General features: G+C 71.1%; 16 protein-coding genes. 12 read left to right on the top strand and 4 right to left on the bottom strand.

Annotated features, from left to right (window positions below):
• Positions 1 to 2: 2 nt before the first annotated feature.
• The 8 genes from J7E22_RS06735 to J7E22_RS06700 all read left to right on the top strand — a co-directional run bounded on the left by J7E22_RS06735 (position 3) and on the right by J7E22_RS06700 (position 9,659).
• Positions 3 to 1,367, top strand: a complete 1,365-nt coding sequence (locus J7E22_RS06735; protein WP_214980088.1) for an FAD-binding oxidoreductase — start codon at positions 3 to 5, stop codon at positions 1,365 to 1,367.
• On the top strand, positions 1,367 to 2,806 hold the full coding sequence (locus J7E22_RS06730) for an NAD(P)/FAD-dependent oxidoreductase (protein WP_214980086.1): 1,440 nt from the start codon (positions 1,367 to 1,369) through the stop codon (positions 2,804 to 2,806). Before J7E22_RS06735 ends, J7E22_RS06730 begins: the two co-directional genes overlap by 1 nt.
• 62 nt (positions 2,807 to 2,868) lie before the next feature.
• Positions 2,869 to 3,717 carry an Abi family protein gene (locus tag J7E22_RS06725; RefSeq protein ID WP_214980084.1) on the top strand — a complete coding sequence of 283 codons (849 nt, stop codon included), beginning with the start codon at positions 2,869 to 2,871 and terminating at the stop codon, positions 3,715 to 3,717.
• A 31-nt stretch (positions 3,718 to 3,748) separates the two neighbouring features.
• Entirely contained in the window at positions 3,749 to 4,792 is a 1,044-nt protein-coding gene (locus J7E22_RS06720) for a nitrilase-related carbon-nitrogen hydrolase (protein ID WP_214980082.1), read from the top strand.
• Positions 4,789 to 5,820 (top strand): agmatine/peptidylarginine deiminase, encoded by a 1,032-nt coding sequence (locus J7E22_RS06715; protein WP_214980080.1) that lies wholly within the window; start codon positions 4,789 to 4,791, stop codon positions 5,818 to 5,820. The genes J7E22_RS06720 and J7E22_RS06715 overlap by 4 nt, the downstream gene beginning before the upstream one ends.
• A gap of 100 nt (positions 5,821 to 5,920) precedes the next feature.
• The gene (locus tag J7E22_RS06710; protein ID WP_214980078.1) at positions 5,921 to 6,541 is read left to right on the top strand and encodes a pyridoxamine 5'-phosphate oxidase family protein; all 621 of its coding nucleotides are present in this window, start codon (positions 5,921 to 5,923) and stop codon (positions 6,539 to 6,541) included.
• 276 nt (positions 6,542 to 6,817) lie between these two features.
• Entirely contained in the window at positions 6,818 to 8,230 is a 1,413-nt protein-coding gene (locus J7E22_RS06705) for an APC family permease (RefSeq protein ID WP_214980076.1), read from the top strand.
• A 40-nt stretch (positions 8,231 to 8,270) separates the two neighbouring features.
• The gene (locus J7E22_RS06700) at positions 8,271 to 9,659 is read left to right on the top strand and encodes an NAD-dependent succinate-semialdehyde dehydrogenase (protein WP_214980074.1); all 1,389 of its coding nucleotides are present in this window, start codon (positions 8,271 to 8,273) and stop codon (positions 9,657 to 9,659) included.
• 74 nt (positions 9,660 to 9,733) lie between these two features.
• On the opposite strand, the gene J7E22_RS06695 is transcribed toward J7E22_RS06700, so the two are convergent.
• Complete coding sequence (locus tag J7E22_RS06695; RefSeq protein ID WP_214980073.1) at positions 9,734 to 10,075, bottom strand: hypothetical protein; 342 nt, start codon at positions 10,073 to 10,075, stop codon at positions 9,734 to 9,736.
• A 94-nt stretch (positions 10,076 to 10,169) separates the two neighbouring features.
• Here J7E22_RS06695 and J7E22_RS06690 point away from each other — a divergent pair, with 94 nt between their 5' ends.
• Positions 10,170 to 10,484 carry an ATP-dependent DNA ligase gene (locus J7E22_RS06690; RefSeq protein WP_214980071.1) on the top strand — a complete coding sequence of 105 codons (315 nt, stop codon included), beginning with the start codon at positions 10,170 to 10,172 and terminating at the stop codon, positions 10,482 to 10,484.
• Positions 10,481 to 10,744 (top strand): hypothetical protein, encoded by a 264-nt coding sequence (locus J7E22_RS06685; protein ID WP_214980069.1) that lies wholly within the window; start codon positions 10,481 to 10,483, stop codon positions 10,742 to 10,744. Before J7E22_RS06690 ends, J7E22_RS06685 begins: the two co-directional genes overlap by 4 nt.
• Here J7E22_RS06685 and J7E22_RS06680 read toward each other — a convergent pair.
• Both J7E22_RS06680 and J7E22_RS06675 read right to left on the bottom strand, forming a co-directional pair.
• A complete protein-coding gene (locus tag J7E22_RS06680) occupies positions 10,738 to 11,574 on the bottom strand; it encodes a CPBP family intramembrane glutamic endopeptidase (protein ID WP_214980068.1) in 837 nt (278 codons plus the stop codon). The genes J7E22_RS06685 and J7E22_RS06680 overlap by 7 nt on opposite strands.
• Before the next feature lie 159 nt (positions 11,575 to 11,733).
• On the bottom strand, positions 11,734 to 12,672 hold the full coding sequence (locus J7E22_RS06675; RefSeq protein ID WP_214980066.1) for an AraC family transcriptional regulator: 939 nt from the start codon (positions 12,670 to 12,672) through the stop codon (positions 11,734 to 11,736).
• A gap of 74 nt (positions 12,673 to 12,746) precedes the next feature.
• On the opposite strand from J7E22_RS06675, the gene J7E22_RS06670 reads away from it, so the two are divergent.
• Together J7E22_RS06670 and J7E22_RS06665 are read left to right on the top strand one after the other, a co-directional pair.
• Entirely contained in the window at positions 12,747 to 13,724 is a 978-nt protein-coding gene (locus J7E22_RS06670; protein WP_214980064.1) for an SDR family NAD(P)-dependent oxidoreductase, read from the top strand.
• 65 nt (positions 13,725 to 13,789) lie between these two features.
• On the top strand, positions 13,790 to 14,701 hold the full coding sequence (locus tag J7E22_RS06665; RefSeq protein ID WP_214980061.1) for a phosphatase PAP2 family protein: 912 nt from the start codon (positions 13,790 to 13,792) through the stop codon (positions 14,699 to 14,701).
• 5 nt (positions 14,702 to 14,706) lie between these two features.
• On the opposite strand, the gene J7E22_RS06660 is transcribed toward J7E22_RS06665, so the two are convergent.
• Complete coding sequence (locus J7E22_RS06660; RefSeq protein WP_214980059.1) at positions 14,707 to 15,207, bottom strand: MarR family winged helix-turn-helix transcriptional regulator; 501 nt, start codon at positions 15,205 to 15,207, stop codon at positions 14,707 to 14,709.
• Positions 15,208 to 15,271: the final 64 nt, after the last annotated feature.

Below are 15,271 nucleotides of genomic sequence, written 5' to 3'. Positions count from 1 at the left end.
CCGTGAGCGCGTACCGGGGCGTCTCGTTCTGGCTCGACCGGCTCGCGTCCTCCGGGCGCGACGACCTGACGCCCCGGCCCCCGCTCGACGGCGACACCACCGCGGACGTCTGCATCGTCGGTGGTGGTCTGACCGGTCTCTGGACCGCGTGGTACCTGCACCAGGCCGACCCGGGCCTCCAGATCGTCGTCGTGGAACGCGAGATCGCCGGCTTCGGTGCCTCGGGCCGGAACGGCGGATGGTGCTCGGCACTGTTCCCCGCCTCCGCCCGCTCGATCGCGGAACGGCACGGCCGCGACGCAGCGCTCGCCCTGCGGGCCGCGATGCGGGACACCGTGGACGAGGTCGGCCGTGCCGCCGAGGCGGCCGGCATCCACTGCGACTACGTGAAGGGCGGCACCGTCCTGTACGCACGGTCCGCCGTGCAGGAGCGCGCGGCCCGCGACGAGGTCGCGGCGTCCGCCGAGTGGGGCGACGACATGACGTACCGCCCTGCGCAGGCGGGCGACGCCGCCGGAACGGCGGGGGTCGCGTGGACCCCGGACTGCGCACGGGTGCAGCCAGCAGCGTTGGTGCGCGGCCTGGCCGCCGCCCTGGAGGCACGGGGCGTCCGGATCGCGGAGCAGACGGCCGCCACGTCGTGGGACCGCGGGCGCGTGGTCACCACCCGCGGGACCGTCACGGCCGGCGCGGTGGTCGTCGCGCTCGAGGGGTACGGCGCACAGGTGCCACAGTCCCGACGACGGATCCTGCCGCTGTACTCGCTCATGATCGCGACCGCTCCCCTGCCCGCCAGCGTCTGGGACCGGATCGGCCTCGAGCACGGGCAGACGTTCTCCGACTACCGGCACCTGCTCGTGTACGGCCAACGCACCGCCGACGACCGCCTGGCGTTCGGCGGACGCGGAGCCCGGTACCACTGGGGCTCGTCGATCACCCCCGGGTACGACCGGGTGCCGCGCGTGTTCTCCCACCTCCGCCGCTCACTCGTCGAACTCTTCCCCGCCGTCGCGGACGCCCCCGTCACCCACACCTGGGGCGGCCCGCTCGGGGTCCCGCGCGACTGGTGCGCGTCCGTCACCTGGGACGGCCACGTCGGGACCGCCGGCGGCTACGTCGGTGACGGGCTGTCGACGACGAACCTGGCGGGCCGGACGCTCGCCGACCTGGTGCGCGGGGAGTCCTCTCCGCTGACCGCCCTGCCCTGGGTGAACCACCGCTCGCCCGACTGGGAGCCCGAGCCGCTGCGGTTCCTCGGGGCGAACGCCGGACTGGTCGCGACCGACCTGGCCGACCGCGAAGAGGCCCTGACCGGGCGGCCGAGCCTCGCCGCGAAGCTGATGGCACCCCTGACCGGAGGACACTGATGTCGCTCGTTCCCCCTGGAATCCCCGCCACCGCCGGTCCTGACGCGGACGCGACGTTCGACGTCGTCGTCGTGGGAGCCGGCGTCTCCGGGCTCGCCGCGGCCCGGGCGCTCGCACTCGGCGGTCAGCGGGTCGTCGTGCTCGAGGCCCGCGACCGGATCGGCGGACGGACCTGGACGGATGACCCGCTCGGCGTCCCCGTCGACCTCGGGGCGTCGTGGATCCACGGCATCGACGGCAACCCGCTGTGGGCACTCGCCGGCTGCCTCGGCATCGAGACCGTCGAGTACACGGTCGGGAGCTTCCAGTTCGACGGACGGCCGATCGCCTGGCACGACCCGTCCGGAGCCCGCGTCACCGACGAGGTCGCAGCGGCGTTCGCGGCCGACCTCCGCACGGTGGACCGAGCGCTCCCCCGGGTGATCGCGGACGCACCACCGCCCTCGACCTACGCCGCCGCGGTCGACACCGTGCTCAGCGGGTTGCAGTGGCACGGTGACCGGGCCGCACGGATCCGCGAGTACATGGCACACCGCTCCGAGGACCTCTGCGGCGCCCCGGTCACCGTGCTCGACGCACACGGGCTCGACGAGGAGCACGTCCCCGGTGACGAGGTCGTGTTCCCCGGTGGCTACGGCCAGTTCGCCCGAGCCTTCGCGGACGGGCTCGACGTCCGGCTCGCGACCCCCGTCCGGTCCGTGACGACGACCGACGCGGGCGTGGTCGTCGGGCTGGTCGGCGGCGGATCCGTGGCCGCCCGCCACGCGATCGTCACCCTGCCGCTCGGGGTCCTGCAGGCCGGCGACGTCCGGTTCGACCCCCCGCTGTCACCTCCGGTCCGCGAGGCCATGGGGCGGCTCGGGATGGGCGCCTACGACAAGGTGTTCCTGCGGTTCCCACACCGGTTCTGGGGCGACGACTGGGTCCTGCGGCAGCAGGGTCCGGCGGGTGTGGACTGGCACTCCTGGTACGACATGTCCCGGGTGACCGGGGAGCCCGTGCTGGCCGCACTCGTGGGTGGTGCCGGGGCTCGGCGACTCGAGCGGCTCCCCGACGCCATGGTCGTCGAGGAGGGCACGGCGGCCCTCCGCCGGATGTTCGGCGACGCCGTGCCGGAGCCGACCGGTGCACACGTCACCCGGTGGGCCGAGGACCCGTTCGCCCGAGGGTCGTACTCGTACCTGCACGTCGGCGCATCCCCTGAGGACCACGACCTGCTCGGCACACCGGTCGGGCCCGTGCAGCTCGCTGGCGAGGCCACCTGGGGGGACGACCCGGCGACGGTGCACGGGGCGCTGCGCTCGGGACTCCGCGCGGCCGGGCGGTTGCTCGGGCACGAGGTCGACCCGGTGTCGCTCGCCGACCCGATCATCCCGACGACAGAGCATCGCTCGCTCGTTCCTGCAGAAGACGAGTGGCGAGGCGGTCGGCCCCTCTGAGGACGTCGTTCGGCATCACGTCCGCGATTCCCACGGGCTACTCGCACACGTACCGTTCCGGCATGCGGACGAACGGGAAGTGGGTGGGAGAAACAGGGAACCCCCCGCTGAGCGAGGGGTTCCCGGGGTATGCACGCCGGTCCGAGCCCGACGCTTCTGATACGCAAAATACAGCCCCCGACGCTCCACGTCAACAGGCGGTCGAGCGCCTTCTCGGCGACGCCCGGCTGTCGACGTACCTCGCAGCGTCCGGCGGCGATCGTGGCAGGGCCGCAGAGCTGTACCTCTGGGCAAACCAGCTCGGGGGAGCACTCCACGCGCAGATCGCGTTCGTCGAGGTCGCGGTCCGCAACGCCATCGACGCTCGTCTCGCCGCGTGGAACAGCGTGCACGGAGGTGGGCCGGAGTGGACCGCACCGGGCGCCGCGGCGGAGCCGCTGTACTCACTCCTGCGTCGGCAACTCATCGAGGCGCGGACCAGAGCATCTCGAGAAGCAGCCCAGCGCCCTGCGACACACCCCCGCCGTGACCTCGCTCCGGGGCACGACGATGTCGTCGCGCAGCTCATGTTCGGGTCTTGGGTCCGGATCGTTCGACCTGCGTCCCGGGATGAGTCACCGAGGCGGCAGCAGCTGTTGTGGCATCGCTCGTTGCGGGACGCATTTCCGAACACGACCGGGGAAGACAGTGCCCGACACGCCATCGGCGAGCAGCTCGAAACCCTCCGTCGTCTGCGCAACCGAGTTGCACACCACGACAACCTGCTCCAAGTGGACGCCCGACACCGTCTGAACGGAACACTCGCGCTCCTCGCCGCGATCGATCGGGAGTACCCGGCTCTGGCGATGGCGCGCAGCGACCTCCGTCGGATCATCGGTGAAGACCCGCGCAAGACCTGGTCAATTTCTTGACTCAATTGATCGCATGGTCAACAATGGCCGCATGGACGTCGTCATCGCCGCACCCCAGGCCTCCCCGCTCCGACAGGACACGGGTCACCCCCGCCGCAGCATCCGCGTCGCACTCGTGCAGACCAGGTGGCACGCCGACCCCGACGAGCACCGACGCGTCCTCGGCGACGGCATCGCGACCGCGGCCGCGAACGGCGCTGACGTGGTCTTCCTGCAGGAGCTCACGCTCTCGCGGTACCCGGGCGACGTCCCGGCGAGCGGCGTGCCGAAGGACCTGGCGGAATCGCTCGAAGACGGCCCCACGCTGACCTTCGCCCGCGAGCAGGCGGCAGCCCACGGCATCCACGTCCACGCGTCGCTGTACGAGCGCCCGGGCACGGACGGCAGCCCCGACGACCACCCGGAGGACCCGCGCGGCTACAACACCGCCGTCCTGGTCGCGCCCGACGGATCACTGGTCGGCCGGACCCGGAAGACCCACATCCCGATCAGCGCCGGCTACTACGAGGACACGTACTTCCGCCCGGGCCCCGGCGCCGACCCCTTCCCCGTGTACGACGCCGTCGGCACCCGGATCGGCTTGCCCACCTGCTGGGACGAGTGGTTCCCCGAGGTCGCGCGATCGTACTCCCTCGCGGACGCCGAGGTCCTCGCGTACCCGACCGCCATCGGCTCCGAACCGACCTTCCCCGACTTCGACACCGCGCCGATCTGGCGGCACGTGATCGTCGGGAACGGCATCACGTCGGGGCTGTTCATGGTCGTGCCGAACCGGTGGGGCGACGAGGGCGACATCACCTTCTACGGCTCGTCGTTCATCTCCGACCCGTTCGGACGCGTCCTGGTCGAGGCGCCGCGGTCCGGTGACGTCGTCCTCGTCGCGGACCTCGACCTCGATGCCCGCACGGAGTGGCTCCGGCTCTTCCCGTTCTCGTTGACCCGTCGCCCGGACCTCTACAGCACTCTCGTCGCCCCGGTGGACGAAGAGCGGCACGCCTACGGCGCCCGCGACGCGATCGACGCCGCCATCGCGGACCAGCACGGGGACGACGTGGCACGGGCGGTGCGCGCATGACCTGGTCGATGCCTCCAGAGACCGCCAGACAGGAGCGCACCTGGATGGCGTTCCCGCGCCCGAACCCGACCCTCGGCGACGATGCGGCGAGCGCCGAGGCCGCCCGCGTCGCGTGGGCGACCACGGCCAACACGATCGCGGAGCACCAGCCGGTCACGGTGGTCGTCGACCCGGTCGCTCGGGGCGACGCCCGACGCCTGCTCGGCGCAGACGTCGACGTGCTGGAGGCACCGCTCGACGACTACTGGATGCGGGACATCGGACCGACGTTCGTGCTCGACGGCGACCGGCTCGGCGCAGTGGACTGGGTCTTCAACGGCTGGGGCGCGAACGCGTGGTCGACGTGGACCCGAGACGCCGAGATCGCCGCGATCGTGGCCGAGGCCTCGGGCGCCGAGCGCATCCCGTCGCTGCTGGTGAACGAGGGTGGTGCGATCCACGTCGACGGCCGTGGCACGGTGCTCGTCACCGAGACGGTGCAGCTCGACCCGCGACGGAACCCGTACGCCGACCGCGCACGGGTCGAGCAGGAGCTCGCACGCACGATCGGCACGACCCGGGTGGTCTGGCTCCCCCGGGGGCTCACTCGCGACTACGACGGGTTCGGGACGCGGGGGCACGTCGACATGGTCGCGACCTTCCCCTCGCCGGACGTCGTCCTGCTGCACGCCCAGCCGGACGCCGGCCATCCGGACCACCTCGTGATGCCGCAGGTGCGGGCCGCGATCGAGGCCGCGACCGACGCGACGATCGTCGAGATCTCGGCCCCGGGCCTCCTGGCCGACGACGGCGGGCCCGTCGACTGGAACTACGTGAACCACGTCGTGGTGAACGACGCCGTAATCGCGTGTGGGTTCGGCGACCCCGTCGCCGACGACCGCGCGCGTGGGATCCTCGCCGACGTCTACCCCGGTCGACGCGTCCGGACGGTCGACGCACGCGAGGTCTTCGCCCGGGGCGGTGGGTTGCACTGCATCACGCAGCAGCAGCCGGCGGTGCAGCCGGCGCTGCAACCGTCTTCGCACTGACGGAGTCGTCGTCGCACTGACGGGGTCGGGAGGCTCGACACGGCCCCGTCCGCGCCGATCCGGTCTTGACGCCGATCGGTGATCCGAGGAGGGTTCGTCCATGAGTCGCCAGTACGGATGCATCGCCTTCACCCCCGGGGTCGACGCCGAGCAGGAGGCCTACGGCAGCGCCGACTTCTACCGACAGATCGCTGAGCGCGGAGCCGGTGCCGACGGCGGAGACGCGCTGAGTGACCGCGAGACGACCTTCCTCGCGGAGCGCGACTCCTTCTACCTCGCGACCGTCGGCCAGACCGGGTGGCCCTACGTGCAGTTCCGGGGCGGTCCCCCGGGCTTCCTGCACGTCTTCGACCCCTCGACCATCGCGTGGGCGGACTACCAGGGGAACCTGCAGCACGTGAGCACCGGGAACCTCCGCGACGAGGACCGGGTCGCGATCATCGCGGTGGACTACGCGACCAGGAAGCGACTCAAGCTCTACGGCCGCGCCACGGTGACCAGGAGGGGTGACCGCCCCGACCTGTTCGGACAGCTCCGCCACCCGTTCGATGCCGGTGCCGTCATCGAGCGCGCCGTCGTGGTCACGATCGCCGCCTTCGACTGGAACTGTCCGCAGCACATCCCGCGCAAGTACACGGAGGAGCAGGTGACCCGTCTGACCCAGCCCCTCCGCGACCGCGTGGCCGCTCTGGAGGCGGAGGTGACCGCGCTGCGCGGCTGACGATCGCAGGGCCAGCCGGCGTCATCGCGCGGGCCCAGCCCCGCGGCGTCCCGGTTGCGCTTCCGGTACGTGCCCGGCGGCGGGGTGCGCGGCCTCCGTCCACGGCATCGCCGCGGCGTACAGCCCTGTTCACACGGCTGTACACGACGTCGGGTCCTCGCGGTGTCACCCCGTCGATAGGGTTCTGCGAAATCGGTCCACCCCGACCCGGCCCGCGCACCGCCGCGCGGACCCCAGCCCCGCGGCCGGACAGGCCGCGCGCAGGAGGGAACTCCCTTGGCATCACCCGTCACGCTCACGGCACCGGCCCCCTCGGCCCCGAGCAGTTCGCTGAAGCGCAACCTCGGCCTCTGGTCCATCGTCGGACTCGGTCTCGGCTACATGACCCCGACCGTCGTCTTCGACACGTTCGGCATCGTGTCGGGCCAGACCAAGGGTGCCGTCCCGAGCGCCTACCTGATCGCGCTCGTGATCATGCTCCTGACCGCGATCAGCTACGGGAAGATGGTGCGCGTCTACCCCGCCGCCGGTTCCGCGTACACGTACGTCCGCGAGTCGATGCACCCGAACCTCGGCTTCATGGTCGGGTGGGCGTCGCTGCTCGACTACCTGCTGCTGCCGATGGTGAACGCGCTCATCATCCGGCTCTACCTGGAGCAGGTGTTCCCGGCGCTGCCCGCATGGGTCACGGTCGTCGTGTACACCGTCTTCGTCACCACCGTGATCTGCCTGTCGATGCGCGGCACGTCGAACCTCAACATGGTGCTGCTCATCGGCGCGATCCTCGCGATGATCGCGTTCGTCGTCTTCGCCGTGATCGAGCTCGTCCGCGGAGCCGGTGCCGGCACCATCGTGAGCACCCAGCCGTTCGTGCACGACGGCGTGACGATGTCGGCGCTCCTGACCGGTGCCACCGTCGTGTGCTTCTCGTTCATCGGGTTCGACGCCGTGACGATGTACACCGAGGAGGCGAAGTCGGTGAAGCTCATGCCGAAGGCCATCCTGATGACCGTGCTGCTCGGCGGCCTGATCTTCCTGGTGTCGGCGTACTTCGCGCAGCTGCGCTTCCCGACGAACAAGCCGTTCGGCGAGTTCACCGACGACCCGCTGCCCCAGATCGGGCTGCTCGTCGGGGGCACGGTGTTCCAGGCGATCCTCGTCGCCGCCGGGTTCATCGCCGCCCTTGCGTCGGGGCTCGCCTCGCACGCCAGCGTCGCCCGCATGCTCCTGGTGATGGGCCGGAACAACGTGCTGCCACGGCGGGTGTTCGGCCGGGTGAACCCGAAGACGCGCACCCCGATCCCGAACGTGATCATCGTCGGGCTCGTCACCCTGCTCGCGATGTCGTTCTCGCTCGACACGATCTCCGCCTACATCAACTTCGGCGCCCTGATCGCCTTCACCTTCGTCAACGCGACCGTCATCATGCACTTCGCGATCCGCCAGGGCCGTCGCCACACGGCCGGTGACGTCTGGAAGTACATCGTGCTGCCCGGGGTCGCCATGGTGCTCACCGGACTGCTCTGGTCGCAGCTGCACGCCGACGCGCTCATCGCGGGCACCGTCTGGGCGGCGATCGGGTTCGTCTACCTGCTCGTCATCACGAAGGGCTTCCGGGTGATGCCGAAGAGCTTCGACGAGAACCAGCCCGTGACCGGCGTCAACAAGCAGCTGACCGACAGCCTCTGAACCCGTACTGTCTGAACGTGCAGCACCGAGGAGACCAGCCATGACCGACACGACCACCACCGTCTACGCCGTCACCGACCCGACCACGGGCACCGTGCTCGCGACGTTCGACACCATCACCGACGACGCGCTGCGCGACGCGATCACCACCGCCGACCGCACGCACGACGAGTGGTCGCGCTCGACGACGGTCGCGGACCGCGCGGCGCTCGTCCACCGCGTCGCAGCGCTCTACCGCGACCGCCGCGAGGCCCTCGCAGCGACCATCGTCCGCGAGATGGCGAAGCCGATCGACCAGGCCCTCGGTGAGGTCGACTTCTGCGCCGACATCTACGACTACTACGCCGACAACGCCGAGGCGTTCCTCGCCGACCAGCCGATCACCCTGGCCGACGGCTCCGAGGGGACCGCCTTCGTGCGGAAGAGCTCGGTCGGTGTACTGCTCGGCATCATGCCGTGGAACTTCCCCGCCTACCAGATCGCCCGCTTCGCTGGCCCGAACCTGCTCATCGGCAACACGGTCCTGCTGAAGCACGCCCCGCAGTGCCCGGAGTCCGCGCTCGCCATCGAGGCGATCTTCCACGAAGCCGGCTTCCCCGAGGGCGCCTACACGAACGTCTTCGCGACGAACGAGCAGATCGCCGACCTCATCGCCGACCCCCGGGTGCAGGGGGTCTCGCTGACGGGTTCGGCGCGTGCAGGTGCGGCCGTCGCCGAGATCGCGGGCCGCAACCTGACGAAGGTCGTCCTGGAGCTCGGCGGGTCCGACCCGTTCATCCTGCTGTCCACGGACGACCTGGACGCCGTCGTCGAGTCCGCCGTGATGACCCGGCTCGAGGGCAACGGGCAGGTCTGCAACGCCGCGAAGCGGTTCCTGGTCGCGGACGACCTGTACGACGCGTTCCTGGACAAGTTCACGAGCGCCCTGGAGGCCGTGGAGCCGTCCGACCCGTCGGTTCCGGGAGCAGAACTCGGCCCCCTGTCCTCCCCCGCCGCCGCGGACCGGCTGCAGGAGCAGGTCGAGGCCGCGCTCGCGCAGGGTGCGACCGCGGTCACCGGCGGCACGCGCACCGGCAACGCGTTCGCGCCCACCGTCCTGACCGGCGTGACCCCTGCGAACGACGCCTACCGCGAGGAGTTCTTCGGGCCGGTCGCCGTCGTCCACCGCGTCACCGACGAGGACGACGCCGTGCGGCTGGCGAACGACACCCCGTTCGGCCTTGGCTCGTACCTGTTCACCACCGACGCGGAGCAGGCGTTGCGGGTGGCGGACCAGATCGAGGCCGGCATGGTCTACGTCAACATCGTCGGGGCCGACAGCCCGGAGCTGCCGTTCGGCGGGGTGAAGGGCAGTGGGTTCGGCCGGGAGCTCGGCGCGTTCGGCATCGACGAGTTCGTGAACAAGAAGCTCATCCGCATCGGCGGCTGACCCAGCACAGCCACCCAGCAGACGGGAGGCCCGTGGCGACGCCGCCACGGGCCTCCCGTCCGCCGCCCCCGCGATCAGTCGAAGCTGAAGTCCCAATCCAGGTCCGGCACGTCCGTCATCTCGTCAGGCCACTCCGGCCTGCTCGGCTGCAGCCGGTACGTGGCTCGCTCCAGGTGCTCGATCACGTCGACGTCAAGCGGTTCGTCGGGGCTGTCGGGGACCGGCGTCGAGAAGATCTGACTGGCCGGACCGATGAGGAAGTGCGCGTACGCACGGCTCCCGGCGTCGGTGACGACGGGGATCTCCACGACGTCGGCGGTGCTGGCCTCTGCGAGAGCCCGCGCATAGCGGAGCACGGCCTTGCATGTCCGGTCGCCCGTGAGCACGCTGCCGGAGGCGTAGTGGATTCGTCGCATGCCCGTCATCGTGCACCTCTGAGCCTGAAAACGAAGAAGGCGTACAACTAGGACGGATAGCGAACGACGTACGCTGTCGTGCCCGGGAGGCGCCATGGGAAAACTCACCTACGATTCGACGCTCACCGTCGACTTCGACGATCGCGTGCTCGCGCACCTGCAGATCGTGATCGCCTCGAAGCTCCGCCGCGGCGAGGGATTCATGTTCACCTGGCGCGACGACCACGCCATCGGCGACGGCCGGAGTGCGCTGTGGATCGCGCCGGGGATCCCCCTGGCCTTCAAGTACAACGGGAGCCGGCAACCCACGATCAACCGCAACTGGGTGGAGGCGCTGAACCAGGCCTCGATCGCGACGGCGGGCCTGCGGATCGTGCCCGAGCCCGCACCCCCGGAGGAGACCGCATGAGCCGGACGATCATCGTCTACGGGGACCGGGTCTACACCGTCTCCGACCGGACGCCCGATGAACTGCGTGAGCACCTCACGGCGAGTCTCGCGGACGGAGCGCCGTTCTGGTTGACCGTCAACGCGACCGAGGGCCGGTTCACGCGCGCCCAGCTCCTCGTGACGACCAACACAGCGCTCGCCATCCTCGACGACGACAACGCCGGACAGCGACCCCGCTTCGACACCGAGGTGTCGAACACGGACGACACCGACTACTGACCGACTCCGCGCCGTGCAGGCTGTCGCTGTTCGACAGCGCGTGCGAACAGGAACACGCACCCGAGCGCCGCGCCGAGGACCATCGGGATGAGAGACGCCTCGATGCCGAAGGTGCCTCCGGTGAGGAACTCCGGACCGGACGCGGCGAGCCGGAGGAACCCGTGGGCCGGCTCGCCCGACACCGGGACGCCGAGCAACGACTCGAGGGCGTTCCACCCGGCGTGCAGGCCGATCGTGAACCAGAGGTTCCGCTTCCACAGGAAGGCTGCCCCGAGCAGGAACCCGGCCTCGACCGCGATGGCGAGCGCACCGAACCACGTCGCGCCCGGGTTGCCCAGGTGCGCGGCGCCGAACAACAGCGAGGTGATCACGAGCGCCGGGATCCACCCCAGCCAGCGCTCGAACGCCTGCAGGAGCACCCCGCGGAACACCAGCTCCTCGAGGACCGCCGAGATGACCACGAGCGTGAGGACCGCCACCACGTCCCCGATCGTGAGGCGTGCGGGTCCCACCACCCGGTACACCTGCACGGCGATCGCGATCGCGATGGTCGCGGTGATGAAGCCGGCCCCGACGAGCAGTCCGACGACCACCGCACGTCCGGCGCCCACTCGACCGAGCTCCGCAGGCTCGCGCCGGGCCCATCGTCGCATCACGACCGAGCGGTAGAACCAGATCCCCAGGACGGCGACACCCACGGCGGCGAGCAGCACCAGGAGTTGACCCCAGAGGGCCGCGGCGGGCCCGAACGAGACCAGGACGCCCCCGATGCCGTCGAGCGCGAACAGCGCGGCGGCTCCGCAGAGTGCCCACACACCGGTCCGATACATGCTTCCCCCTTCGACGACTGGTCCGCTGATCCAATCGCGGATGACGGACCGGCCGCAAGGGCGGCATGGAGCACGGGAGGCGCGGTGCCAGCTGGCGCCGCGGCCTGCGTCAGCAGGTCCCGTCTCCGGTGAGGAGCCTCCCGTCCGAGCGGTGGTGGTCTACGCGGCGGACCGGACCCGCCGCCGGTACCGAGCTGGCGACTCCCCCACCTCCCGCTTGAACGCCGTGCTGAACGCACTGTCCGAGCCGTAGCCGAGTTCGGCGGCGAGCGCACCGATGCGGACGTCGGGATCACGGAGAGCCCGCTCGGCGAGCAGCATGCGCCAGCGGGAGACGTAGGCGAGCGGCGGGACCCCCGCGACCGTGCGGAACCGCTCGGCGAAGCTCGTCCGTGACATCCCGGCCGCACGCGCCAACTCCACGAGTCCCCAGGGGCGGCCGGGCTCGGCGTGGATGAGCCGCAGCGCGGGCGCGAGCGGCTCGTCCGCCAGCAGACGGAGCCATCCGGTCGGCGGCTGCTCCTGCTCGAGGTACGAGCGGAGCACCTCGAGCAGCAGCAGTTGCCCGTGCTGCCGGAGCGCGAACGCCGACCCGAGACGACCGCTGGAGGCCTCGTCGAAGAGTCCACCGACGAGTGATGCCAGGCGATCGGCCGCGGGCCGCGCCGCCTGCACGTGGACCAGACCCGGCAAGACGGCACCGAGCATCGCCTCCCCGGCGGGGCTGACCTGGATCCACCCACCGATCAGGATGTCGTCGCGCGACGCGTCGGCCGCGGCGAGCGCCATCGAGTCGAAGCTCGGTTCGGGCAGCAGGGTCTGCGCGACGCCGGGGCCACCGCCGCGGACCTCGAGGTGCGTGCGGTGGTTCAGGAGCACCACGTCACCGGCGGCGAGGTCGACGGGTCCCTGCGGACCGCCCGGGCCGTCCACGATCACCGAGGCGGACCCCGCGACGAGCGCGATCAGCTTGAAGGGCCGCGTGACCGTGCCGCGCGCCACCCACGGGCCACGGACGGCGAACCCGCCGGTCAGCATGCCGCGGACCTCGACCTGCTCGAAGACGTCGGACAGCACATCGGGCACGAGCTCGGTCATGTCCGTACTCTCGCGCAAGAAGTCCGGACGCACAACCATTCCGCGTCCGCCTCGGGAGACCCAGACTGGGCATCATGATCGACCAACAGACACCACTGCACACCCCCTTCACCGCTGCTTCGACCGCGTCGGACGTCCTCGCCGGGATCGACCTGACCGGCCGGCACGTGATCGTCACCGGCGGCCACAGCAGGCTCGGCCGTGAGGCGACGCGCGCACTCGCGGCAGCAGGGGCCTCCGTCACCGTCGCAGCACGCGACACCGCCAAGGCCGCCGCTGCCGTCGACGGGATCACCGGCGCGCAGGTCGAGGAGCTCGACCTCACGGACCCCGCCTCGATCGACGCCTTCGCCCACCGGTGGCTCGATTCCGGCCGACCGCTCGACGTCTTGGTGAACAACGCGGCGGTGCTCTTCCAGCCCGAGCTCCGGCGGGACGCCCGTGGCCACGAGCTCTCGTTCTCGACCTCGCACCTCGGGCACTTCCAGCTCACCCGGGCACTCCTGCCGGCGCTCCGTGCCGCGAACGGTGCCCGTGTGGTCACCGTCACGTCCGGTGCGGCCCGGTTCGGCGAGATCCGCTGGGACGACCTCGACTTCGCAGCCGGCTACGACCCCGGTGCGGCGTACGGGCAGTCGAAGCGGGCGAACGTCCTGTTCACCGTCGAACTCGACCGTCGGTACGCGGCGGAGGGCATCCGGGCGTTCGCCACCCACCCGGGCGTCGTCATCGGCCCCGGCCCGCACGCCCCGAGCCGTGTCGATTCGTACCGACAGCAGGGGCTGGTCGACGCCGAGGGCACCACGATCATCGACCCGGCCGTCGGGAAGAAGACCATCGAGCAGGGCGCCGCGACGCTGGTCTTCGCCGCGGTCAGTCCGCTGCTCGACGGCATCGGCGGGGTGTACCTGCGGGACAATGACGTCGCCGAACTCGACGACACGCAGTACCCGCTCACCCCGGACAGCATCCCGTCGATGGCGAACTCGGCGATGCTCGACGCCGAGGACGCGCGGCGGCTGTGGGAGCTGAGCGAGGAGCTCCTGGCCTGACGGGGGCCGTCCCGGACCATCCCGCCTGTGTCGACTCCGGCACTCCCGCTGTTACCGTTCCCGCCATGGGGATGGGCGGACGAGCGGTGGTGGCCGACGAGCAGTCGACGGAGCCGGTGACCGGGCGTCGGTGGCTCGTCATCGCGGCGGCGAGCGCGGTGGTCGTCGTCGTCACGTACCTCGTCGCCGTGTGGACCGTCGGTGGCCAGACCCTCGAGAACGCAGCACTGCGGGGCGCGGACCAGGTGACGAACGACGACCTGGACACCGCCAACCGGGCGTTGAACGCCATCACGATCTCGTCCCTCGCGGTGGCGGTGGTCCTGGTCGCGGCGGTCGCGCTGCTCCGGCGGCGGATCGACCTCGCGATCGCCGGAGTCGGGGTCATCGTCCTCGGGCAGGTGATCACGCAGACCCTCAAGCGGTTCGCGCTGCCCCGCCCACCGCTGGTGCACGTCGTCGGCGACTACTCCCAGAACAGCTTCCCGAGCGGCCACACGACGATCGCGATGACGGTCCTGTTCGCCGCGATCATCGTCATCCCGCACCGGTGGCGGGGCATCACGCTCCTCGTCGTGCTCACGTGGGCGACCGGCATCGGCGCCTACACGGTCACGGCGAAGTGGCACCGCTTCAGCGACACCCTGGGCGGTGACGCGATCGCCCTGCTCTGCGCGTCGCTGGCGGCCTGGTGGCTGAGTCGACGTGGCGCCGTGGGCGTCGTGACCGGCCCCCGCCGCCGCGGCCGGCTCGTGCTCGTCGCCGTCGTCGTGGCCTCGACCGTGCTGTTGCTCGTGCTCGGCGTGATCCTGTGGGGCGTGCCACTCGCCCGCGGGACCGACCTCGCGCATGCCGATCCCGCGCAGGACTCCACGGCCTACCTCGGAGCACACGCACTCGCCGCCGCCTGCTCAGGCGTCGCGGCACTCGTCTTCTGGTGGTCCTGGCGCGGTCGAGAGGTCACCGCCCGCCGGTAGCACCGTCACCCCGCTCGGCGCCGCCGCCCACTCGCCGACCGCGGCGGGGCCGCCCGCAGGTGCTCGTTGACCCGACCGAGGATCCGCGCGAGATCACTGGCGTCCTCCTCCGAGATCGGCGCGAACAGGAGCGCGTGGACCGTCGCCGCGTGGCCGGGCAGGACCGCGGACAGCACGTCCCGGCCGGCGGCGGTGATCGCCGCCACCGTGCTGCGCTCATCTTCCGGCGACGGCGAGCGTGTGATGAGCCCCCGTTGCTCGAGCAGCTGCGCTTGGTAGGTCAGCCCGCTCCGGCTGTGCACGACGCCGTCCGCCAGGTCCGTCATCCGTAGGTGGCCGTCCGGCGCATCCCCCAGTCGTGCGAGCACCTGGAACTGGACGTAGCTCAGTTCGCCGACGTCGCGGAGCTGCTGCTCGACTGCGGGCCGCACCAGCCCACTCACCTCGGTGAACGCGAAGTACGCCGCCAGCTGCGTCGGGGTCAGGGGTCCACTCGGCTCCGTCATGGTTCGATCCTACCCGTTGCTTCCAATTCGAAGCAGTGCTACGGTCGCCGTAGTGCTTCGAATT

The organism is Curtobacterium sp. ISL-83, from assembly GCF_018613895.1.
GTDB lineage: Bacteria > Actinomycetota > Actinomycetes > Actinomycetales > Microbacteriaceae > Curtobacterium.
This window is presented reverse-complemented; position numbering and strand designations above follow the sequence as displayed.